Annotated in this window: 18 protein-coding genes and 1 tRNA gene; 3 read left to right on the plus strand and 16 right to left on the minus strand. The window is 70.3% G+C overall.

The genetic code is table 11. The annotated features are described in order from the left end of the window. Positions 1 to 138 precede the first annotated feature (138 nt). From D4B81_RS11520 to rplJ, 4 genes are all read right to left on the minus strand, one after another. Positions 139 to 4,065, minus strand: a complete 3,927-nt coding sequence (locus D4B81_RS11520; protein ID WP_122262780.1) for a DNA-directed RNA polymerase subunit beta' — start codon at positions 4,063 to 4,065, stop codon at positions 139 to 141. A 118-nt stretch (positions 4,066 to 4,183) separates the two neighbouring features. Next, the gene (gene rpoB / locus D4B81_RS11525; protein WP_122262781.1) at positions 4,184 to 7,657 is read right to left on the minus strand and encodes a DNA-directed RNA polymerase subunit beta; all 3,474 of its coding nucleotides are present in this window, start codon (positions 7,655 to 7,657) and stop codon (positions 4,184 to 4,186) included. A gap of 477 nt (positions 7,658 to 8,134) precedes the next feature. After that, a complete protein-coding gene (gene rplL, locus D4B81_RS11530) occupies positions 8,135 to 8,524 on the minus strand; it encodes a 50S ribosomal protein L7/L12 (RefSeq protein WP_097188208.1) in 390 nt (129 codons plus the stop codon). A gap of 79 nt (positions 8,525 to 8,603) precedes the next feature. Beyond that, entirely contained in the window at positions 8,604 to 9,239 is a 636-nt protein-coding gene (gene rplJ, locus D4B81_RS11535; RefSeq protein ID WP_097188209.1) for a 50S ribosomal protein L10, read from the minus strand. Between the two features lie 317 nt (positions 9,240 to 9,556). Between rplJ and D4B81_RS11540 the strand changes: the two genes are divergently transcribed. Beyond that, entirely contained in the window at positions 9,557 to 10,282 is a 726-nt protein-coding gene (locus D4B81_RS11540; RefSeq protein ID WP_122262782.1) for an esterase family protein, read from the plus strand. Positions 10,283 to 10,324: 42 nt separating this feature from the next. After that, on the plus strand, positions 10,325 to 11,413 hold the full coding sequence (locus D4B81_RS11545) for a P1 family peptidase (protein ID WP_122262783.1): 1,089 nt from the start codon (positions 10,325 to 10,327) through the stop codon (positions 11,411 to 11,413). Positions 11,414 to 11,623: 210 nt separating this feature from the next. Here D4B81_RS11545 and D4B81_RS11550 read toward each other — a convergent pair whose 3' ends face one another. The 7 genes from D4B81_RS11550 to D4B81_RS11575 all read right to left on the minus strand — a co-directional run bounded on the left by D4B81_RS11550 (position 11,624) and on the right by D4B81_RS11575 (position 15,625). Next, positions 11,624 to 12,610, minus strand: a complete 987-nt coding sequence (locus D4B81_RS11550; RefSeq protein WP_122262784.1) for a hypothetical protein — start codon at positions 12,608 to 12,610, stop codon at positions 11,624 to 11,626. Positions 12,611 to 12,885: 275 nt separating this feature from the next. Then, entirely contained in the window at positions 12,886 to 13,596 is a 711-nt protein-coding gene (gene rplA, locus D4B81_RS11555; protein WP_097188214.1) for a 50S ribosomal protein L1, read from the minus strand. A gap of 2 nt (positions 13,597 to 13,598) precedes the next feature. Further along, positions 13,599 to 13,745: a hypothetical protein gene (locus tag D4B81_RS18145; RefSeq protein ID WP_161965134.1), complete on the minus strand. Its 147-nt coding sequence runs from the start codon at positions 13,743 to 13,745 to the stop codon at positions 13,599 to 13,601. 15 nt (positions 13,746 to 13,760) lie between these two features. Next, complete coding sequence (gene rplK, locus D4B81_RS11560; RefSeq protein ID WP_097188215.1) at positions 13,761 to 14,192, minus strand: 50S ribosomal protein L11; 432 nt, start codon at positions 14,190 to 14,192, stop codon at positions 13,761 to 13,763. A 93-nt stretch (positions 14,193 to 14,285) separates the two neighbouring features. Then, positions 14,286 to 15,182, minus strand: coding sequence for a transcription termination/antitermination protein NusG (gene nusG, locus D4B81_RS11565; RefSeq protein WP_122262785.1), 897 nt, complete (start codon positions 15,180 to 15,182; stop codon positions 14,286 to 14,288). Positions 15,183 to 15,244: 62 nt separating this feature from the next. After that, on the minus strand, positions 15,245 to 15,490 hold the full coding sequence (gene secE / locus D4B81_RS11570) for a preprotein translocase subunit SecE (RefSeq protein WP_097188217.1): 246 nt from the start codon (positions 15,488 to 15,490) through the stop codon (positions 15,245 to 15,247). Positions 15,491 to 15,552: 62 nt separating this feature from the next. Next, a tRNA-Trp gene (locus tag D4B81_RS11575) sits at positions 15,553 to 15,625 on the minus strand. A 99-nt stretch (positions 15,626 to 15,724) separates the two neighbouring features. On the opposite strand from D4B81_RS11575, the gene D4B81_RS11580 reads away from it, so the two are divergent. Beyond that, positions 15,725 to 16,957: a pyridoxal phosphate-dependent aminotransferase gene (locus D4B81_RS11580; protein ID WP_122262786.1), complete on the plus strand. Its 1,233-nt coding sequence runs from the start codon at positions 15,725 to 15,727 to the stop codon at positions 16,955 to 16,957. 141 nt (positions 16,958 to 17,098) lie between these two features. Here the strand turns inward: D4B81_RS11580 and argG are convergent, their stop codons facing one another. The 5 genes from argG to D4B81_RS11605 all read right to left on the minus strand — a co-directional run bounded on the left by argG (position 17,099) and on the right by D4B81_RS11605 (position 22,120). Further along, positions 17,099 to 18,550: an argininosuccinate synthase gene (gene argG, locus D4B81_RS11585; protein WP_122262787.1), complete on the minus strand. Its 1,452-nt coding sequence runs from the start codon at positions 18,548 to 18,550 to the stop codon at positions 17,099 to 17,101. A gap of 69 nt (positions 18,551 to 18,619) precedes the next feature. Next, positions 18,620 to 19,327, minus strand: coding sequence for an ABC transporter permease (locus D4B81_RS11590; RefSeq protein ID WP_122262788.1), 708 nt, complete (start codon positions 19,325 to 19,327; stop codon positions 18,620 to 18,622). Continuing rightward, a complete protein-coding gene (locus tag D4B81_RS11595; protein WP_097188221.1) occupies positions 19,324 to 20,247 on the minus strand; it encodes an ABC transporter ATP-binding protein in 924 nt (307 codons plus the stop codon). Before D4B81_RS11595 ends, D4B81_RS11590 begins: the two co-directional genes overlap by 4 nt. Further along, complete coding sequence (locus tag D4B81_RS11600) at positions 20,244 to 21,128, minus strand: hypothetical protein (protein WP_122262789.1); 885 nt, start codon at positions 21,126 to 21,128, stop codon at positions 20,244 to 20,246. The genes D4B81_RS11595 and D4B81_RS11600 overlap by 4 nt, the downstream gene beginning before the upstream one ends. Next, the gene (locus D4B81_RS11605; protein WP_122262790.1) at positions 21,128 to 22,120 is read right to left on the minus strand and encodes an ABC transporter ATP-binding protein; all 993 of its coding nucleotides are present in this window, start codon (positions 22,118 to 22,120) and stop codon (positions 21,128 to 21,130) included. The genes D4B81_RS11600 and D4B81_RS11605 overlap by 1 nt, the downstream gene beginning before the upstream one ends. Positions 22,121 to 22,170: the final 50 nt, after the last annotated feature.

The following is a 22,170-nucleotide window of genomic DNA, read 5'->3' on the forward strand; positions in this document are numbered from 1 at the left end:
CTCCAGACTACCGGCAGGCTCCCCTGCGCTCCAAATCAGCGACTGGACGGGCCCACGCCCCCGGCCTCCCCCGACGCCGCAGGGGCGGGTATGCCGTGGGACACGGCATACCCGCCCCTGTCGGGGACCGGGTGGTCCTCAGTAGCGGTCGTCGCTCATCGGCAGGTCGTCCAGGCGGACGGCCTCGCCCGAACCGGACCCGAAGGTGCCGGCGTAGTCGAAGTCGTCGTAGACCGGGACGCTGTAGGCCGCGGCCTTAGCCTCCTCGGTCGGCTCGACCGTGAGGTTGCGGTAACGGGTCAGGCCCGTGCCGGCCGGGATCAGCTTGCCGAGGATGACGTTCTCCTTGAGGCCGAGCAGCGGGTCGCTCTTGGCCTCCATCGCGGCCTCGGTGAGGACGCGCGTGGTCTCCTGGAAGGAGGCCGCGGAGAGCCAGGAGTCGGTCGCCAGCGAGGCCTTGGTGATACCCATGAGCTCGGGACGGCCCGAGGCCGGGCGGCCACCCTCGGAGACGACGCGACGGTTCTCGGTCTCGAAGCGGCCACGCTCGACGAGCGTGCCCGGGAGCAGCTCGGCGTCGCCGGCCTCGATGATCGTGATCCGGCGCAGCATCTGCCGCACGATGACCTCGATGTGCTTGTCGTGGATCGACACACCCTGCTGGCGGTAGACGCTCTGGACCTCGTCCACCAGGTGCTGCTGGGTGGCGCGGGGGCCGAGGATGCGCAGCACCTGCTTGGGGTCGATGGCACCGGAGACCAGCTTGAAACCGACCTCGACGTGCTGGCCGTCCTGGACGAGCAGGCGCGAGCGCTTGCTCACCGGGTAGGCGTGCTCCTCCGAGCCGTCGTCCGGCGTGAGCAGGAGACGGCGCGACTTGTCGGTGTCCTCGATCTCGATGCGACCGGTGGCCTCGGCGATCGGGGCGACCGCCTTCGGAGTGCGGGCCTCGAAGAGCTCGACGACACGCGGCAGACCCTGGGTGATGTCGTCACCGGCCACACCACCGGTGTGGAAGGTGCGCATCGTCAGCTGGGTGCCGGGCTCGCCGATCGACTGGGCCGCGATGATGCCGACGGCCTCGCCGATGTCCACCAGCTTGCCGGTGGCCAGCGAGCGGCCGTAGCACTTGGCGCAGGTGCCGACGAGCGACTCGCAGGTGAGCACCGAGCGCACCTTGACCGACTCGATGCCGGCCGCGACGAGCCCGTCGATCACCACGTCGCCGAGGTCGATGCCGGCCTGGGCCAGCACCTCGCCGTCGGCGCCGAGCACGTCCTCGACGAGGGTGCGGGCGTAGACCGCGGTCTCGACGTCGTCGTGCTCGCGCAACGCGCCGGAGTCGGTGCGCACGGCGATCGGCATGACGAACCCGCGCTCGGTGCCGCAGTCGTCCTCACGGATGATGACGTCCTGCGACACGTCGACGAGACGACGGGTGAGGTAGCCGGAGTCGGCGGTCCGCAGCGCGGTGTCCGCCAGCCCCTTGCGGGCGCCGTGCGTGGAGATGAAGAACTCCAGGACCGAGAGGCCCTCGCGGAAGTTCGACTTGATCGGGCGCGGGATGATCTCGCCCTTCGGGTTGGCCATGAGCCCACGCATGCCGGCGATCTGCCGCAGCTGGAACCAGTTACCACGCGCTCCCGAGGTCACCATCCGGTAGATGGTGTTGTCCTTGGGCATCGTGGTCTCGAGCTCCTTGGCCACCTCGTTGGTCGCCTGGGTCCAGATCTCGACGAGCTCCTGACGGCGCTCGTCGTCGGTGATCAGACCACGCTCGTACTGCACCTGGACCTTGGCGGCCTTGGTCTCGTAGCCCGCCAGGATCTCGGCCTTGCGGACCGGGGTCTGCACGTCGGAGACCGCGACGGTCGTGCCCGAACGGCTGGCCCAGTAGTAGCCGATGTCCTTGAGCGAGTCGAGGCTGGCCGCGACCTGCACCTTGGTGTAGCGCTCGGCGAGGTCGTTGACGATGCCGGAGAGCCGCTTCTTCTCCACGATGTCGTTGACGTAGGGGTAGTTCGGCGGCAGCGCGTCGTTGAACAGCGCGCGGCCCAGCGTGGTCTCCAGCTCGAACGTCTCGACGACGCCGTCCTCCGCCACGACCGCGTCCTCGGACAGCTCGTGGCCGAGCGGCGGGGCCGTCTCGGTGAGCCGCACGCGGATCGCCGAACCCAGCGCGATCTGACCGGCGTCGAAGGCCATGCGGGCCTCGGCGACGGTCGAGAAGGAGCGCAGGTGGCGGTTGCCGTCCTCGTCGAGCAGGAAGGCCGTGTCCGGCTCGTTGCTCGCCTCGCTGGTCAGGTGGAACAGACCGATGACCATGTCCTGGGTGGGCATCGTCACCGGGCGACCGTCCGCCGGCTTGAGGATGTTGTTGCTCGAGAGCATCAGGATGCGGGCCTCGGCCTGCGCCTCCGCGGACAGCGGCAGGTGCACGGCCATCTGGTCACCGTCGAAGTCGGCGTTGAAGGCGGTGCAGACCAGCGGGTGGATCTGGATCGCCTTGCCCTCGACCAGCTGCGGCTCGAACGCCTGGATGCCCAGACGGTGCAGCGTGGGTGCCCGGTTGAGCAGCACGGGGTGGTCGGTGATGACCTCCTCGAGGACGTCCCAGACGACGCTGCGGCCGCGCTCGACCATCCGCTTGGCGGACTTGATGTTCTGCGCGTGGTCGAGGTCGACGAGGCGCTTCATCACGAACGGCTTGAACAGCTCCAGCGCCATCTGCTTGGGCAGGCCGCACTGGTGCAGGCGCAGCTGCGGGCCGACGACGATGACCGAGCGGCCGGAGTAGTCGACGCGCTTGCCGAGCAGGTTCTGGCGGAACCGGCCCTGCTTTCCCTTGAGCATGTCGGAGAGCGACTTCAGCGGGCGGTTGCCCGGCCCGGTGACGGCGCGGCCACGGCGACCGTTGTCGAAGAGGCTGTCGACGGCCTCCTGCAGCATCCGCTTCTCGTTGTTGACGATGATCTCGGGCGCACCGAGGTCCAGCAGCCGCTTGAGGCGGTTGTTGCGGTTGATCACCCGGCGGTAGAGGTCGTTGAGGTCCGAGGTCGCGAAGCGGCCACCGTCCAGCTGCACCATCGGGCGCAGGTCCGGGGGGATGACCGGGACGCAGTCCAGCACCATGCCGGCCGGCTCGTTCTTGGTCGACAGGAAGCTGGAGACGACCTTGAGCCGCTTGATGGCGCGGGTCTTGCGCTGCCCCTTGCCGGTGGCGATGATCTCGCGCAGCGACTCGGCCTCGGCCACGAGGTCGAAGCTCTGGAGGCGCTTCTGCAGCGCCGCCGCACCCATGCCGCCCTCGAAGTACATGCCGAAGCGGTCACGCATCTCGCGGTAGAGGATCTCGTCGCCCTCGAGGTCCTGGACCTTGAGGTTCTTGAAGCGGTCCCAGACCTGCTCGAGACGCTCGACCTGCTGGTCGGCGCGACGACGGATCTGGTTCATCTCCCGCTCGGCGCCGTCCTTGACCTTGCGCCGTGCGTCGGCCTTGGCACCCTCCGCCTCGAGCTCGGCGAGGTCGGTCTCGAGCTTCTTGGCGCGGGCCTCGACGTCGGAGTCGCGACGGTTCTCCAGTGCCTTCTTCTCGGTCTGGATCTGGGCCTCGAGCGAGGGTAGGTCCTGGTGACGCGCGTCGACGTCGACGTGCGTGATCATGTACGCCGCGAAGTAGATGACCTTCTCCAGGTCCTTCGGCGCCAGGTCGAGCAGGTAGCCCAGGCGCGAGGGGACGCCCTTGAAGTACCAGATGTGGGTGACGGGGGCGGCGAGCTCGATGTGGCCCATCCGCTCACGACGGACCCCGGCGCGGGTCACCTCGACGCCGCAGCGCTCGCAGATGATGCCCTTGAAGCGGACCCGCTTGTACTTGCCGCAGTAGCACTCCCAGTCCCGGGTGGGGCCGAAGATCTTCTCGCAGAAGAGGCCGTCCTTCTCGGGCTTGAGGGTGCGGTAGTTGATGGTCTCGGGCTTCTTGACCTCGCCGTGGCTCCAGCCGCGGATGTCGTCCGCAGTCGCCAGGCCGATACGAAGCTCGTCAAAGAAGTTGACGTCGAGCACGTGGATCCTTCTCTCCGTGATCTCGGGTTACGCAGTTCAAGACGTTGGGTATGACGTGTGGCTGGGCCGTGGGGCCGGTGCCGGTTCTCGAGGCGCCGGCCCCACGTCATACCTGTGTTTAGACCTCTTCGACCGAGCTCGGCTCGCGGCGGCTGAGGTCGATGCCCAGCTCCTCCGCGGCCCGGAAGACCTCGGTGTCGGACTCCCGCAGGTCGATCTGCGTGCCGTCGGAGGAGAGGACCTCCACGTTCAGGCACAGCGACTGCATCTCCTTGATGAGCACCTTGAAGGACTCGGGGATGCCCGGCTCGGGGACGTTGTCGCCCTTGACGATCGACTCGTAGACCTTCACGCGGCCGGTGACGTCGTCCGACTTGATGGTCAGCAGCTCCTGCAGCGCGTAGGCGGCGCCGTAGGCCTCCAGGGCCCACACCTCCATCTCGCCGAAGCGCTGGCCGCCGAACTGCGCCTTCCCGCCCAGCGGCTGCTGGGTGATCATCGAGTACGGGCCGGTGCTGCGCGCGTGGATCTTGTCGTCCACCAGGTGGTGCAGCTTGAGGATGTACATGTAGCCGACCGAGACCGGGTCCGGGTAGGGCTCGCCGGTGCGACCGTCGAACATCCACGCCTTGCCGCTGGAGCCGATGAGGCGCTCGCCGTCACGGGTCTTGGTCGTGCTGTCGAGCAGCCCGGCGATCTCCTCCTCGCGCGCACCGTCGAACACCGGGCTCGCCACGCGGGTCCGGGGACCGGCGACGCGGGCGTCGGACCCGATGGACTGCGCCCACTCCGGGTCCCCGACGATCTCCCAGCCCTGCGCCGCGGCCCAGCCGAGGTGCAGCTCCAGGATCTGGCCGATGTTCATCCGGCCGGGCACGCCCAGCGGGTTGAGCACGACGTCCACGGGGGTGCCGTCCTCGAGGAACGGCATGTCCTCGACGGGCAGGATCTTGGAGATGACGCCCTTGTTGCCGTGCCGGCCCGCGAGCTTGTCACCGTCGGTGATCTTGCGCTTGTTGGCGACGTAGACCCGGACCAGCTGGTTGACGCCCGGGGGCAGCTCGTCGCCGTCCTCGCGCTCGAACACCTTGACGCCGATGACCGTGCCGGTCTCGCCGTGCGGCACCTTCATCGAGGTGTCCCGGACCTCGCGGGCCTTCTCGCCGAAGATGGCGCGCAGCAGGCGCTCCTCCGGGGTCAGCTCGGTCTCGCCCTTGGGCGTGACCTTGCCGACGAGGAGGTCGCCGTCGCGGACCTCGGCGCCGATGCGGATGATGCCGCGCTCGTCGAGGTCGGCCAGCACGTCGTCGGAGACGTTCGGGATGTCCCGGGTGATCTCCTCGGGGCCCAGCTTGGTGTCCCGGGCGTCGATCTCGTGCTCCTCGATGTGGATCGAGGAGAGCACGTCGTCCTGGACGAGACGCTGGGACAGGATGATCGCGTCCTCGTAGTTGTACCCCTCCCACGGCATGAACGCCACGAGCAGGTTGCGACCGAGCGCCATCTCGCCGCCGTCGGTGGCGGGACCGTCGGCGATGAGCTGACCGTCCTCCACGCGCGAACCGGCGTCCACCCGGACCTGCTGGTTGTAGCAGTTGCCCTGGTTGGAGCGGGTGAACTTGTTGATCTTGTAGGACGTGTAGGTCGCGTCGTCGTTGGCCACGGTGACCAGGTCGGCCGAGACCTCCTGGACCACGCCGGGCTTGGTGGCCCGGACGACGTCGCCGGAGTCCATGGCCGCGCGGTACTCCATACCGGTGCCCACGAGCGGGGCCTCGGTGCGCACCAGCGGCACGGCCTGACGCTGCATGTTCGCGCCCATGAGGGCGCGGTTGGCGTCGTCGTGCTCGAGGAACGGGATCATCGCGGTCGCGGCGGAGACCATCTGGCGCGCCGAGACGTCCATGTAGTCCACGTCGTCGGCCGGGACGTCGACGGCCTCGCCGTCACGGGCGCGCACCAGTACGCGCTCGTCCATGAAGGTGCCGTCGTCGGCCAGCATCGCGTTGGCCTGGGCGATGACGAAGCGGTCCTCCTCGTCGGCGGACAGGTAGTCCACCTCGTCGGTCACCGTGCCGTCGACCACGCGACGGTAGGGGGTCTCGACGAAGCCGAAGGGGTTGATCCGCCCGTAGGAGGCCAGCGAGCCGATGAGGCCGATGTTCGGCCCCTCCGGGGTCTCGATCGGGCACATGCGGCCGTAGTGCGAGACGTGGACGTCACGCACCTCCATGCCGGCGCGGTCACGGGACAGACCACCCGGGCCCAGCGCGGACAGACGACGCTTGTGCGTCAGCCCGGAGAGCGGGTTGTTCTGGTCCATGAACTGCGACAGCTGGCTGGTCCCGAAGAACTCCTTGATGGAGGCGACGACCGGCCGGATGTTGATCAGCGTCTGCGGGGTGATCGCCTCGACGTCCTGCGTGGTCATGCGCTCGCGGACGACCCGCTCCATCCGGGACAGGCCGGTGCGGACCTGGTTCTGGATGAGCTCGCCGACGCTGCGCAGGCGGCGGTTGCCGAAGTGGTCGATGTCGTCGACCTCGACGGGCATCTCGCCGACGGGCATGTTCAGCGTGGTCTCGCCGGCGTGCAGCGCGACGAGGTAGCGGATGGTGGCGACGATGTCGTCGATGCCGAGGACGGACTCCTCCAGCGGCGCCTGCAGCCCCAGCTTCTTGTTGATCTTGTAGCGGCCGACCTTGGCCAGGTCGTAGCGCTTGGGGTTGAAGTAGAGGTTGTCCAGCAGCGTCTGCGCGGCCTCCTTGGTGGGCGGTTCGCCCGGACGCAGCTTGCGGTAGATGTCGAGCAGGGCCTCGTCCTGGTTGGCCGTGTGGTCCTTCTCCAGGGTGGCGCGGATCGACTCGTAGTCGCCGAACTCCTCGAGGATCTGGGCCTCGGTCCAGCCGAGGGCCTTGAGCAGCACGGTGACGCTCTGCTTGCGCTTGCGGTCCACCCGCACGCCGACCTGGTCCCGCTTGTCGATCTCGAACTCCAGCCAGGCGCCGCGGCTGGGGATGACCTTGACCGAGTAGATGTCCTTGTCGGACGTCTTGTCGAGCGAGCGCTCGAAGTAGACGCCCGGGCTGCGGACGAGCTGGGAGACGACCACCCGCTCGGTGCCGTTGACGATGAAGGTGCCGCGCGGCGTCATGAGCGGGAAGTCGCCCATGAAGACCGTCTGGCTCTTGATCTCGCCCGTGGTGTTGTTGATGAACTCCGCGGTGACGAAGAGCGGCGCGGAGTAGGTCATGTCCTTCTCCTGGCACTCCTCGATGGAGTACTTCTGCTCCTCGAACCGGTGGTCCCGGAAGCTCAGGGACATGGAGCCGGAGAAGTCCTCGATCGGGGAGATCTCCTCGAAGATCTCCTCGAGCCCGGAGGCGGTCGGGATGTCGTTCCGGCCGGCGATCTGCGCGTCGGCGACACGTCCCTGCCACGCCTCGTTGCCGAGGAGCCAGTCGAAGCTCTCGGTCTGGAGGGCGAGGAGGTCGGGAACCTCGAGGGGCTCCCGGATCTTTGCAAAGCTCAGACGGCCGGATGCCGTTCGAGCGGTGGACACAGTCTTCTTCTTAGTGCGCGAGGCAGCCAAGGATTGGTCCTTCCACGGGCCTGATGGGCGGCTAAGGTCAGGCCACCCCGGCCAGCCTCCGGACACGACGACTCGACGGTGTCAAGCGCATCTTCCGGTCCCTGGTCGTGGGGCGGCGACGCGCGATGCCGTCGGTCGGTGGAGTACGGGGGCAGGTGAAGGGCAGCGCAAAGCGACAGCATACACGCATGAGCGAGCCAGATCCAATCGGTCGCGACGTCGCGACCGGGACCTGCGCTCCCGCCCCCCGGTTCGGCGAGAACACTCTCGCCCGTGGCCCCGCCATCCGTCAAGCCGGACCGCCCGGTATGGCGTGTCGCGCGCCCGCGGAGGTGCGCCCCCGGGCCCACCCACGAGGAGCGGAGCGCCCCCGGCATACCCGGGGGAACAGCGAGGGCGGGGCCGCGACCAGCGTGCTGCTGGTGCGACCCCGCCCGTGCGGAGCGGTCCCGGGCGGTCAGGCCGCCCGGGCCGGGCTCACTTGACGCTGACGGTGGCGCCGGCGCCCTCGAGCTGCTCCTTGGCCTTGTTCGCGGCGTCCTTGTCGACCTTCTCCAGGACCGCCTTGGGAGCGCCGTCGACGAGGTCCTTGGCCTCCTTCAGCCCCAGGGAGGTCAGCGCGCGGACCTCCTTGATGACCTGGATCTTCTTGTCGCCAGCGGCCTCGAGGACGACGTCGAACTCGTCCTGCTCCTCCTCGACGACGGCGTCGCCGCCGCCGGCGGGGGCGCCGGCGGCCGCGACGGCGACCGGGGCGGCAGCGGTGACCTCGAAGGTCTCCTCGAAAGCCTTGACGAACTCGGACAGCTCGATCAGGGTCATCTCCTTGAACTGGTCAAGGAGCTCCTCGGTGCTCAGCTTCGCCATGGTGGCGTTCCTTTCTCGTTGTGCCGTGAGTGGCGGGTTGTGATGGTGCTGCTCCGGACGACCTCGCGGTCGACGCGGCTCAGCTCTCGTCGCCACCCTCGGCGACGTCGGTGGAAGCCTCGGCCGGAGCCTCGGCGGGCGTCTCGGCGTCAGCCTCGACGGGGGTCTCGGCAGCAGCCTCGACGGGTGCGGCGGTGCCCTGCTCCTCCACCTTCGCGCGCAGCGCGTCGACGACCCGGGCGGTCTGCGACAGCGGGGCGGCGAAGAGGTAGACGGCCTTGCTCAGGTTCGCCTTCATGGCGCCGGCGAGCTTGGCCAGCAGGACCTCGCGGGACTCCAGGTCCGCGAGCTTGGTGATCTCCTCGGGGCTCAACGGCTTGCCGTCGAGCACCCCCGCCTTGATCACCAGGGCCGGGTTGGCCTTGGCGAAGTCACGCAGGCCCTTGGCCGCCTCCACCGGGTCACCGGTGACGAAGGCGATGGCCGTGGGGCCCACCAGGTGCTCGTCGAGGCCCTCGATGCCGGCCTCGGCAGCAGCACGCCTGGTCAGCGTGTTCTTCACCACGGAGTAGGTGGCGTGCTCGCGCATGGAGCCGCGCAGCTGGGTGAGCTGACTCACCGTCAGGCCGCGGTACTCCGTGAGCACGGCCGCGCCGGACGTGCGGAACTTCTCCGCGATGTCCGCGATGGCTGCAGCCTTCTCAGCAGTCGCCATGTGGGCCTCCTTCGTCACGTGGTGCCGGATACCCCCCGGCCCCTCACGGCGAGAGCCCCGGCGCAGGGCGCTCGGGGCTCGTGGTTCCGGGGCTCGGACAGGTCCTCACCGCGGCGGCTCTTCACACTCCTGCGCTGGTCGCTCCCGCTGTCGGGAACCTTCGGCCGGCGTCTCCTGGGCTCGCGCCCCGGGCACGCCGACAACCGGCGGTCATTGGGTATGCCGCCAGAGTACGGCATCCCGTTCGCCCGGCCCAAATCCACGGCTGCCCGAGCCACGACCTGACGCGGGGGCCCGTCATCGGGTAGACCTAGCGCATGAAATCTGTCGAGCGCTGGTACTCGGACCGCATGGGTCAGGACATCACCCTCGCGCGCTGGGGCCACGACGGCGTGCCGGTCCTCGCCCTTCCCACCGCCGGGGGTGACGCGGAGGAGGTGGAGCGGCACAAGCTCGTCGACGTGCTCGGCGACCTCATCGACGCCGGCCACGTGCGGCTCTACTCCTGCGACAGCGTGGCCGGGAAGGCCATGATGCAGGAGCACGGCGACGTCGCGTACCGGTGCTGGCTGCTCAACCAGTTCCACCAGGCGGTCGCCGCCGAGGTGGTCCCCGCCATGCAGGCCGACTCCGGCCACCGACTGGTGACGGTGACCGGCTCCTCGATCGGGGCGTTCAACTCGGTCGCCCTCCTGTGCCGGTTCCCGCACCTGTTCCGGCTGGCCATCGCGATGAGCGGGACCTACGAGATCGAGCGCTTCGTCGGCGGCTACACCGAGGACCTGTTCTACGCGACGCCGCAGCGGTTCCTGCCGGGGATGGACGGCGCCGGCCTCGAGCTCCACCGGCAGCGGTACGTCCTCCTCGCCTCCGGCACCGGGGCCTGGGAGGACATCGACGAGTCGTGGCGGATGGCGGACGTGCTGGGCGCGCGCGGCATACCGAACCGGGTCGACAACTGGGGCCCCGACTACGAGCACGAGTGGCCGACCTGGTGGGCCATGCTGCCGCAGTACCTCCGCGAGCTGCTCGGCCTGGGCTGACGGCCCACCCCGGGCCCGCCCGTCGGCTGGGAGGATGCGGGCATGGGAGCCCTCACCGACGTCCCCGGCGTGCGCGTCGCCCACGTCACCCTGGGCGGGGCGGGGGACTCGGTGCGGACCGGTGTGACGTGCGTGCTCCCCGCCGCCCGTGACCTGCTCGCGGCTCCGGTCACCGCCGCCGTGCACGTGGTCAACGGCTACGGCAAGCCGGTGGGGCTGGTCCAGGTCGCCGAGCTCGGCGAGATCGAGACGCCGCTGGTGCTGACCAGCACGCTGGCGGTCGGAGCCGCCCACGAGGGGGTGGTCCGGCACCTCCTCGCGCGCCATCCGGACCTGGGCCGCCCGGAGACGGTCAACCCGGTGGTGCTGGAGTGCAACGACGGACGGCTCAACGACCAGCGCGCCCTCGCCGTGCGGGCCGAGCACGTCGCCGAGGCCATCGGTCTGGCGGAGAGGCGCCGGGACGGGCATCCCGTCGAGGAGGGGTCGGTGGGCGCCGGCCACGGCATGGTCGCCTTCGGCTGGAAGGGTGGGATCGGCACCTCGTCCGCCGCCGTCGACGACGAGGTGTGCCGCGCCACGCTCGGCGCCCTGGTGCTCACCAACATGGGCCGGCCCGAGGACCTGGTGGTGCACGGGCGGCGGGTCGGGATGTCGGACGCGGACGGGCGGGCCGCGGCGGGGCAGGGTGCGGCGGGGCAAGGCGCAGCAGGGCAGGGCGCGGCGGGGCAAGGCGCAGCAGGGCAGGGCGCGGCGGGGCAGGGTGCGGCTCGGCAGGATGCAGCGGGTCGGCGGGGTGGCGGTCCTGACACCGACGACGCACCGGCCGACGGCTCGGTGATCGTGCTGCTCGCGACCGACGCGCCGCTCGACGCCCGCCAGCTCGGCCGGCTCGCCCGTCGGGCCCAGAACGGACTCGCCCGCACGGGCGTCGTGACCGACCACGGGTCGGGCGAGCTCGTTGTGGCGTGGACGACCACGGAGCCCCGGCATCGCCGCGACGGTCCGTGGCTGCGGCCCTGGTTCGCCGCCGTGGCCGACGTCGTCGAGGAGGCCGTGCTGTCATCCCTGCGGCATGCCTCCCCCGTGACCGGCCGAAACGGCCTCGTCGAGCGCTGCCCCTGGCTCTGAGGGCATGCAGATGAATCCACGTCGAGCAACGTCGACGATGCAAGCCCCGGTGGATTTCGCTGCACGTCAAGCACCGTGCAGCGAGATCCCCTGCATGCATCCCCGAGGGCGTCCTCATCGGTGGATTCCGCTGCACCTCAAGCGCTGGGCAGCAAGATCCCCCTGCATGCATGCCCGAGGGCGGCCTCCTCGGTGGATTCCGCTGCACCCTCATCCCACACGGGACCTGGCCTGCGCCCGGGCGATGGCCGCGAGGATCTTCTGCCTGACCAGCCTCGGGTGGGCGAGGTCGGACCAGGTGAGCCGCACCACCTCGTATCCCAGATCGCGGATCTGATCCTCCCGGCGCTTCTCGGCCAACAGGTCCCCCGGTCCGGTGTACTTCGTGGTGCCGTCGAACTCCACGATCACCGCGTGGTCCGCCAGCTTGAGGTCGACCACGCCGTAGAGGGTTGTGCGGTCACGGATCTCGAACTGTGGTGTCGCCCGACCGAAGCCCAGGAGGTGCAGCAGCCAGCGGGAACGACTCTCCCCCACCGACTGGCTCCGGCCGTCCATCAGCTCGAGCACCGTGGAGACGTGCCGGGTGCGTGTCATGATCGACGATTCCAGGAGGCAGTCCACCTGCTCGATGACGGAGGCCCGACTGGGTCCGTGACGCTGCCCCATGTCGTGCAGGTCTTGATCCTCGGCGCGGCGAAGCACTCCGTCCAGGCAGACGATGCCAGCCTCGGGTCCGCACGACTGCGCGACTTGCAGCGCAGCCAGGGCTGGACCGACGACGCGCAGCCCGTCGACCTCCTCCACCGCCCACCCCGGCACCGGGCCGTGGACGAAGATCGTGGCGTCTCGCCGACCGCGGTGGGCATCCGTGCGCACGAGGTGCACCAGGTCGCCCTCACCGAAGTACGGCAGGTCGTGGATCATGAGCGCGCTCTGATGACTGAGCGCATGCGAGCCCGATCCGGCGGGGGCGAGGCTGTGCCCGACGGCGCGCACAGTGAGCCCCCTCCGCTCCCACGGTGTCGAGGACGCGAGAGCCTCGCGGAGAATCACGGCGTCGTTGCGCACGCGGACCAGGTCCCCACGGCGCACAGTCTCGTCCACCACGCGCCGGGAGGCACCGGCCACGAGGAGCTGCGTGACGCTCCCCGCGCCGCCCTGGGCCTCGAGCAACCGGTGTATGTCCTCGTCCACGCGAGCAGTCTCGCCGAGAGCGCGCCAAGGCAGCCGGCTCTGTCCACAGGCGAACGCGCTGCTGTGGCCTCCCTGACCGCGCGGGGGCCGAAGATGCCCGGGCCGCTCTCTCCGACGCAGCAGGATCCACACCTGGCGACACTGGCGCGTGGCATCCGGTGGACCTGCACGCCCGCCCGGGTCGGCGTGGCGGTGCCGCACGTCGTGCCCGGGGACGCCGAAGGCCCCCGACGCGGACGTCGGGGGCCTCCGTCAGGCGGTCAGACCGGGGGAGGTCACTCGCTCTCGGCCACCAGGCTGCTCACGCGCGAGGGGTCGACCGGGATGCCGGGGCCCATCGTGGTGGCGACGGTGGCCTTGGTGACGTAGCGACCCTTGGAGGCCGACGGCTTGAGCCGCAGGATCTCGTCCATCGCCGCCCCGTAGTTCTCCACCAGCTTGGCCTCGTCGAAGGAGGCCTTGCCGATGATGAAGTGGAGGTTGCTGTGCTTGTCGACGCGGAACTCGATCTTGCCGCCCTTGATCTCGGTCACGGCCTTGGCGGTGTCCATCGTCACGGTGCCGGTCTTCGGGTTCGGCATGAGACCGCGCGGGCCGAGGATCTTGCCGAGGCGGCCGACCTTGCCCATGAGGTCCGGGGTCGCCACGACCGCGTCGAAGTCGGTCCACCCGCCGCTGATCCGCTCGATCAGGTCGTCGGAACCGACGTGGTCGGCACCGGCCTCGCGGGCGGCCTCAGCCTTGTCACCGTTGGCCAGCACGACGACGCGGGCGGTCTTGCCGGTGCCGTTGGGCAGGTTGACGGTGCCGCGGACCAGCTGGTCCGCCTTGCGCGGGTCGACGCCCAGGCGCAGGGCGACCTCGACGGTCGGGTCGTACTTGGTGGACGCCGTGTCCTTGGCGAGGCGGACGGCCTCGACCGGGGTGTAGAGACGGCCGTCCTCGATCTTCTCGGCGGCGGCGCGGTAGGCCTTGCTGCGCTTCATGTTCACTCCTTGGTGTGATGGTGGAGCTGTGGTCGGACGGGCCAGCGCAGGCCCTGCCACAGGTGGGGTATGCCGTCGCGCCCGCGGGTGCGGGCGCTCGGGTGACCCCGGTCCCGGGTGGGCCGACCGCCCTGGTGGGCGGGCGGCATACCCGGGAGGTGTCGTCACTCGACGGTGATGCCCATCGAGCGGGCGGTGCCGGCGATGATCCGCTTGGCCATGTCGACGTCGTTCGCGTTGAGGTCCTGCATCTTCATCTCGGCGATCTCGGTGAGCTGGGCGTCGGTGAGCCTGGCGACCTTGGTCTTGTGCGGCTCGCTGGAGCCCTTGGGGACGCCCGCGGCCTTCTTGATCAGCTCGGCGGCCGGCGGGGTCTTCGTCACGAAGGTGAACGAGCGGTCCTCGTAGACCGTGATCTCGACCGGGATGACGTTGCCGCGCTGGGACTCCGTCGCGGCGTTGTAGGCCTTGACGAACTCCATGATGTTGACGCCGTGCTGGCCGAGGGCCGGGCCGACGGGGGGTGCGGGGGTGGCCGCACCGGCCTGGATCTGCAGCTTGATGAAGCCGGAGACCTTCCTGCTCTTGGGAGGCATGCTGTCTCTTCCTGGTTGTGGGCCGACGCCGTGGGCGATGACCCGGTTGCAGTGCCCGGCGTCGGTCGACGCCGGAGGTGCAGGTCGGTGCTGCTAGAGCTTGGAGACCTGGTTGAACGACAGCTCGACGGGAGTCTCGCGGCCGAAGATCGAGACCAGCACCTTGAGCTTGTGGCTCTCGGGGATGACCTCGGAGATCGTGGCGGGAAGGGTCTCGAACGGACCCTCCATGACGGTGACGGACTCGCCGACCTCGAAGTCGATCTCGAGGGCGGGAGCGGACTTGCCGCCACCGGACGAGCCGCCCTTGGCCGCGGGGGTGCTGGCCGGGGCCTCGAAGCGGGGGGCGAGCATGCTGACGACCTCGTCGATGGACAGCGGCACCGGCTGGTGCGCGTTGCCGACGAAGCCGGTCACGCCGGGGGTGTGGCGGACGGCGCCCCAGGAGGCGTCGGTGAGGTCCATGCGGACGAGGACGTACCCGGGCATCCGGACCCGACGGACCAGCTTGGGCTGGCCGTTCTTGATCTCGCGCACCTCCTCCATGGGGACCTCCACCTCGTAGATGAAGTCCTCCATGTTGAGGCTCGTGATGCGCGTCTCGAGGTTGTGCTTGACGCGGTTCTCGTAACCGGCGTAGGAGTGGATGACGAACCAGTCGCCGAACTTCCCGCGCAGGTTGGCCTTGAACTCCTCGAGGGGGTCGACCTCGGCGGGCGCCTCCTCGGCGGGCTCGTCGTCGGCAGCCGCGTCGTCGGAGTCGGCAGCCTCGTCGTCGGCGGCCTCGACGTCACCCTGCTCGACCGGCTCGGTCTCGAAGTGGTCCTCGGCGTAGACGGCGTCCTGCGCCGGGTCGGAGGGGGCGTCGCCGTCGAACTCGCGCGCCGCCTCGAGGTCGGCCTCCTGGACGGTCTGCTCGGCGGTGCCCTCGTCGACGGAGGGGTCGCCGGCGTCCAGCCGGACGTCGTTCTGGGGGGTCTGCTCGGACATGCCCTACTTCCTCGGGTGGTCGGCGGCGCGGGGCGCCGCCTGGGGCTCGGTCGGGGTCGGACTCAGCGTCCGAAGACCAGACCCATGAGCCACTGGAACAACTGGTCCATGCCGAAGATGAAGGCCATCACCGCCGCGACGAAGACGAGCACCACGATGGTGTAGGTGATCAGCTCCCGCCGCGTCGGCTGGACGACCTTGCGCAGCTCGGCCATGACCTGCGCGACGAAGGTCGCGGGGCGGGCCGGCTGGCCGGAACCACCCTGGCTGCGCGCGACACCCTCGATGTCGTGAGCCTGGTTCGCCACGGGTCGCCTTCCTTCGTGCAGGTCGTCGGTCGCGATCGGGTCGGTCGGCCTGATCGTTCGCGCAGGGCATGAGGGACTCGAACCCCCAACCGCCGGTTTTGGAGACCGGTGCTCTACCAATTGAGCTAATGCCCTTCACCGGGTGGACACGCGCCGACTGCGGTGGGGGCAGGCTGGCGCACGGTGCGAACACCCGATCAGGCAGTCTACGTGAGCGCCAGTCCAGGTGCAAAGATGGGCGCCGTGAGCGAGCAGACGCAGACCACCACGCCCCGCATCTCCCGCCGGATCGGCGCGATCGCCGAGTCGGCCACCCTCGCCGTGGACGCCCGGGCGAAGGCGCTCAAGGCGCAGGGCCGCCCGGTGATCGGCTTCGGCGCCGGAGAACCCGACTTCCCCACCCCGGACTACGTCGTCCGGGCGGCCGTCGAGGCGGCCTCGCAGCCGGTCAACCACCGCTACTCCCCCGCGGGGGGGCTGCCCGACCTCAAGGCGGCGATCGTCGCCAAGACGCAGCGCGACTCGGGGTATGCCGTGGAGCCGGCCCAGGTGCTCGTCACCAACGGCGGCAAGCAGGCGGTCTACAACACCTTCGCGGCCCTGCTCGACCCGGGCGACGAGGTCATCCTCCCCACGCCGTACTGGACCACCTACCCCGAGGCGATCCGGCTCGCGGGCGGCGAGCCGGTGGAGGTCTTCGCCGGCGCCGACGCGGCATACCTGGTCACCGTGGAGCAGCTGGAGGAGGCGCGCACGGAGCGGACCAAGGTGCTGCTCTTCTGCTCCCCCTCCAACCCGACCGGAGCGGTCTACCCGCCCGAGCAGGTCGAGGCGATCGGGCGCTGGGCGCTGGAGAACGGCATCTGGGTCGTCACCGACGAGATCTACGAGCACCTGCTCTACGACGGGGCGCAGGCGCCGTCGATGCCGGTCCTCGTCCCCGAGCTGGCCGACACGTGCGTCGTGCTCAACGGGGTGGCCAAGACCTACGCGATGACCGGCTGGCGGGTGGGCTGGATGATCGGGCCCAAGGACGTGGTCAAGGCGGCCACCAACCTGCAGAGCCACGCGACCTCCAACGTCGCCAACGTCTCCCAGCGCGCGGCCGTCGCGGCGCTCGAGGGCTCGCTGGACGCGGTGCAGGAGATGCGGGTGGCCTTCGACCGGCGGCGCGGACTCATGGTCGAGATGCTCAACGCGATCGAGGGGGTGCACTGCCCGGTGCCGCAGGGGGCGTTCTACGCCTACCCCTCGGTCGAGGGGGTGCTGGGCAAGGAGATCCGCGGGCGGCGTCCGGGCACCTCGGCCGAGCTCGCGGAGCTCATCCTCGACGAGGTCGAGGTGGCCGTCGTGCCCGGCGAGGCGTTCGGCCCGAGCGGCTACCTGCGCCTGAGCTATGCGCTGGGTGACGACGACCTGGTGGAGGGTGTCGGGCGGATCCAGGCGTTGCTCGGCGAGGCCCGCTGACGCTCACCCTCGCAACTCACAGGCGTGAAACCTTAGGAACGGCGGATGCATGCCGCCGGGAGCAGGCTTCGTGCCTGTGAGTTGAGGTGGGCGACCGGGCGCGGGAGAGCGGTGATCGTGGGGCGCTGAGGGGGCGAGGCGTCAGTCGGTGCCGAACTCCATCGCCGCGCGGTCCAGCGCCTCCTCCTCCTCGTCCGTGGGTCCGACGCCGCCGACGATGCTCTCGGCACCGCCCGCCTCGAGCGTCCCGACGAGCTTGGTGGTCGCCATGCCGAGGGCGGCCACACCGTCGGTGCCGTTGCCCAGAAGCCCCATCGCGACGTACTGCTCCAGCCGGGACCGGGAGTCGGCGATGTCCAGGTTGCGCATCGTCAGCTGCCCGATCCGGTCGGTCGGCCCGAACGCCTGGTTCGCGACGCGCTCCATCGACAGCTTGTCCGGGTGGTAGGAGAAGGTGTCGCCCGCGGTGTCCACGATCGAGTAGTCCTCCCCGCGGCGCAGCCGGAGCGTCACCGAGCCGGTGACCGCGGAGGCGACCCACCGCTGCAACGACTCCCGGACCATGAGCGCCTGCGGGTCGAGCCAGCGCCCCTCGTACATGAGTCGGCCCAGCGCCCGCCCCTGCTGGTGGTAGGCCGCGATCGTGTCCTCGTTGTGCACGGCGTTGAGGAGGCGCTCGTAGACGATGTGCAGCAGCGCCATGCCCGGCGCCTCGTAGATGCCGCGCGACTTGGCCTCGATGATGCGGTTCTCGATCTGGTCGGCCATCCCGAGGCCGTGGCGCCCGCCGATCTCGTTGGCCCTCATCACGAGGGCGACGGCGTCACCGGCGAAGTCGTCCCCGTCGATCGCGACCGGGCGGCCGTCGCGGAAGGAGACCGTGACGTCCTCGGGCTCGATGTCGATCCCGGCGTCCCAGAACCGGACGCCCATGATCGGCTCGACGATCTCGATGCCGGTGTCGAGGTGCTCCAGGCTCTTGGCCTCGTGCGTGGCACCCCAGATGTTGGCGTCGGTGGAGTAGGCCTTCTCCTTGCTGGCGCGGTAGGGCAGCTCGCGCTCGGTGAGCCACTGGCTCATCTCGGCGCGCCCGCCGAGCTCGTGCACGAACGCCTCGTCCAGCCACGGCTTGTAGATCCGCAGCTGCGGGTTGGCGAGCAGGCCGTAGCGGTAGAACCGCTCGATGTCGTTGCCCTTGTAGGTCGACCCGTCGCCCCAGATGTGGACGTCGTCCGCCTTCATCGCCTGGATCAGCATCGTGCCGGTGACGGCGCGGCCCAGCGGCGTGGTGTTGAAGTAGGTGCGCCCGCCGGAGCGGATGTGGAAGGCCCCGCAGGCGAGGGCGACCAGGCCCTCCTCGACGAGCGCCGGGCGGCAGTCCACGAGCCGCGCGAGCTCGGCGCCGTACTCCTGGGCGCGACCCGGGACCCCGTCGATGTCGGACTCGTCGTACTGACCGATGTGGGCCGTGTAGGTGCAGGGCACGGCGCCCTTCTCGCGCATCCAGGCGACCGCCACCGAGGTGTCCAGACCGCCCGAGAAGGCGATGCCGACACGTTCACCGACAGGGATGCTCGTCAAGACCTTGGACATGGGCAACAGTGTATGCGGAGTCACGCATAGATATGCAATCCGCAGGTCAGGAGGGTATGGCGCGCACGCTCACTCGTCGCCGCGCAGCTGGAAGCGCTCCAGCCGCCACCCGGCCATGGCCACGCCGCCGACGAGCACGACGACGACCGCGACCACGGCATACACCAGCCCCATGTCGACGGGCATGTCGATGTCGGCGACCTGCTCGGCGATCCGCTGGGTGAAGGCCTGCACCGACAGGTAACGCAGACCGCTGAGCAGGGTGCCGAGCCCGCGCTCGATGAGCAGGACGTAGACGAGCCCGGCGATCATCCCGTGGCGGGTCGCCGAGGACATCGCCGCGAACAGGGCCGTGTAGAGGATGGCGGCGATCGCCCCGGCCACCGCGGAGCCCAGCACCCAGCGCCCGCTGACCCCGCCCACCAGTGCCGCGGCGGCCAGTCCTCCGGAGCTGAGCACGACCGAGACCCCGGCCGCGGTGGCCCACTTGCTGGCGGCGACGGCATACCGCGAGACGGGGGTGGAGAGGAGGTAGACGACCGACCCGTCGTCGATCTCGGGGCCGAGCACCCCGTTGGCGGCCAGGAGCGCGACGAGCGGGACGACCACGGCGAGCCCGACCTCGACGAGGACTCCCCTGGCGCTGATCGGCTCGCCCGTGAGCAGGCGGACGGCGAGCGCCAGGAGGATGAGGACGAGCGGCAGGGCGAGGAGGACGAGCCCCCGGCGCTGACCGACGAGACCGCGCAGGGCCAGTCGGCTGATGGTGGGGTTCATGACTGCACCAGGTAGGTGAAGACCGACTCCAGGGACTCGTCGGTGGGCGTCAGCTCGCGCACCGTGATGCCGGCGTCCCGGGCCAGGGTGGGCAGCGCCCGGGTGAAGTCGCCCATGTCGGTCACCTCCACGTGGACCTCGCTCGTGCCGGTCGGGGACTGCAGGCTCACACCTCGCACGCTCCGCTGCCCCATGAGGGCGGCCGCGAGCCGGCGGTCGTCGCTGCTGCGGACCGTGTAGTGGGTGGGTCGGTCGGTCATCAGCCGCCGGATGGCGCCGAAGTCGCCGCTGGCGGCGTGCCGGCCGGAGACCACGACCTCCACGTGCCGGGCGATCTGCTCGACCTCCTCCAGGATGTGGCTGGAGAAGAGGACCGTGCGGCCCTCCTCCCCCATCCGGGTCAGCAGGGCCATCAGGTGCATCCGCTGGCGCGGGTCGACGCCGTTGAACGGCTCGTCGAGCAGGAGGACGCCGGGGTCGTGCACGAGGGCGCCGGCCAGCTTGGCGCGCTGGCGCATCCCCTTGGAGTAGGTGCTGATCGCGCGGTCGGCGGCGTCGACCAGGTCGACCTCCTCGAGCGCGTGCTGCGTGGCACCGCGCGGGTCGCCCAGCTTGTGCAGCTCGGCGCTGGCCTGCACGAACTGCCGGCCGGTGAGGTAGGCGAAGCTGACCTCGCGCTCGGGGACCAGGCCCAGCTCGCGGTAGGCCCCGACGTTGCGCCACACCTGGGCGCCGCCGAGCGTGACCTCCCCGGCCGACGGGGCGAGGAAGCCGGCCATCATCGCGATGAGGGTGGACTTGCCGGCGCCGTTGGGGCCCAGCAGCCCGGTGACCCCAGGGCCGATCGTCATCGAGACGTCGTTGACGGCGACGACGTTGCCGTACCAGCGGCTGACGTTGTCCAGGACGAGCTGGGTCACCGCGACCCCCTCCTGCGGTAGCGGCGGACGAGCATGAGCAGCGCGAGCGCGGCCAGGGCCAGGGCGCTCAGGAGCAGCAGGGCTGCGGTGGCCGGGTCGTCCGGCGGGGTCTCGAACGAGCTCGTGGCGTCCCCGAGCCCGTGCTGGACCGCGTCGACGAGGACGAACGGCGAGAACAGGCTCAGCCACGCGGCTGCGGCCTCCTGGTTCTGCTCCCGCCCGATCTCCTGGAGGATCGCCGTCGCGCCCAGGCCGAAGATCAGGACGACGATCGTCCCGCCGATGGCCAGGCCGCGGCGCATCGTGAGGCTGGCGGCGGTGGCGCCGATGGTCGCCAGCAGGACGGCGAGGAGCACCGCGCCGCCCAGCGCGACGAGCAGCTTCGGCGCCTCTTCCGGGAAGCTCGCCCCCGCCCCGAGCCCGCCGAAGAACATCACGAGCAGGGGGGTCACGACGAAGGCGAGGATCGCCAGCACCAGGGAGCCCCAGCGCACCAGCGCGAAGGTCGCCGCCCCGAGGGGACGTGCGAGGTAGAGGCTGATCGCCCCCGAGCGCAGGTCGCGGGTGAACAGCACCGGTGCCTGGGCGGCCACGAAGAGCGAGACGAAGCCCGAGGTGACCTGCTGGTAGCCGGCGTAGTTGAGCAGCTCGGCGTCCATGCCGATGAAGCTGAGGATGCCGACGAAGACGATCGCCGGCACGAGGGTGACGACGAGCAGCCCGAAGGGCAGCACCTTGGCGCGCCCCGACCGCCCGAAGCCGAAGGTCGAGAGGGCACCGTGCCGCAGGAGCGCGGCGACGATGGCCCACCTGCCCTCGCGGGGCCCGGTGTAGGTCCGGTAGCCGATGTCGTGGATGACCCCGGTTCGCTCGCTCGCCATCAGCCTGCCACCTCCTCGCGGAAGACGTCCTCGAGCCGCCCCGTCTGGGGCTGCACCCGGACGAGACCGAGGCCGAGGTCGGCCGCCGCGTCGCGGACCAGGTCGCGCAGGGTGTCCAGCTGGAGAACGGCCGCCTCCCGGTCCTCGGGTATGCCGTCGCTCCCGCCCGGCGGCGCCGCCGGCTGGATCTCGATGAGGGCACCTCTCGGTCGGCAGGTGACGCCGCGGGCGGCGAGAGCCTCCCCCATCCTGGTCTGCGCGTCGACCCCGTCCGGTCCGCGGTCGCCGATCACCTCCACGAGCACGACGCCCGTGTCGGCGAGGAAGGAGCCGGTCGCCTCGGAGCGCAGCAGCTGGCCGGAGTCGAGGACGACCACGTGGTCGCTGATCCGCTCGAGCTCGCCGAGCAGGTGGGAGGTGACGAGCACCGGGATGCCGAAGTCGTGGCCGATACGGCGCACGAGGGCGAGCATGTCCTCCCGGGCGGCGGGGTCCAGGCCGTTGGTGGGCTCGTCGAGCATGACGAGCCTCGGGTCGTGGACGAGCGCCTGCGCGAGCTTGGCGCGCTGCTTCATCCCCGTCGAGTAGCCCCCCATCAGCCGGTAGCGCTCCTCGGCCAGCCCGACGTGGCGCAGCACGTCCGCGGCCCGCTCGCGCGCGGCGGCGGGCGGCAGCCCCGACACGCGGGCCATGTGGACGACGAAGTCGATGGCGCGCATGTCCGGGGGGAGGCAGTCGTGCTCGGGCATGTAGCCGACGACCGTGCGGATCGCGGTGCCGTCGGAACGGATGTCGTGCCCCAGCACCTGCGCGTCGCCGGCGGTCGGCTCCAGAAGCCCGAGCAGGATCTTGATGAGCGTCGACTTCCCTGCCCCGTTGGCGCCGACCAGCCCGGTCACCCCGGGCCCGACGTCGATGGTCAGGCCGTCGAGCGCAGCGACGGAGGTGGAGCCGTAGCGCTTCGTGAGCGACTCGGTGCGGATGACTGACACGCTTCGGAACTCTAGTGACGGGTTCTGGGGGTGCGCTGTGGGGCTGTCCC

Source organism: Ornithinimicrobium cerasi (assembly GCF_003702705.1).
In the GTDB taxonomy this organism is placed as follows: domain Bacteria; phylum Actinomycetota; class Actinomycetes; order Actinomycetales; family Dermatophilaceae; genus Ornithinicoccus; species Ornithinicoccus cerasi.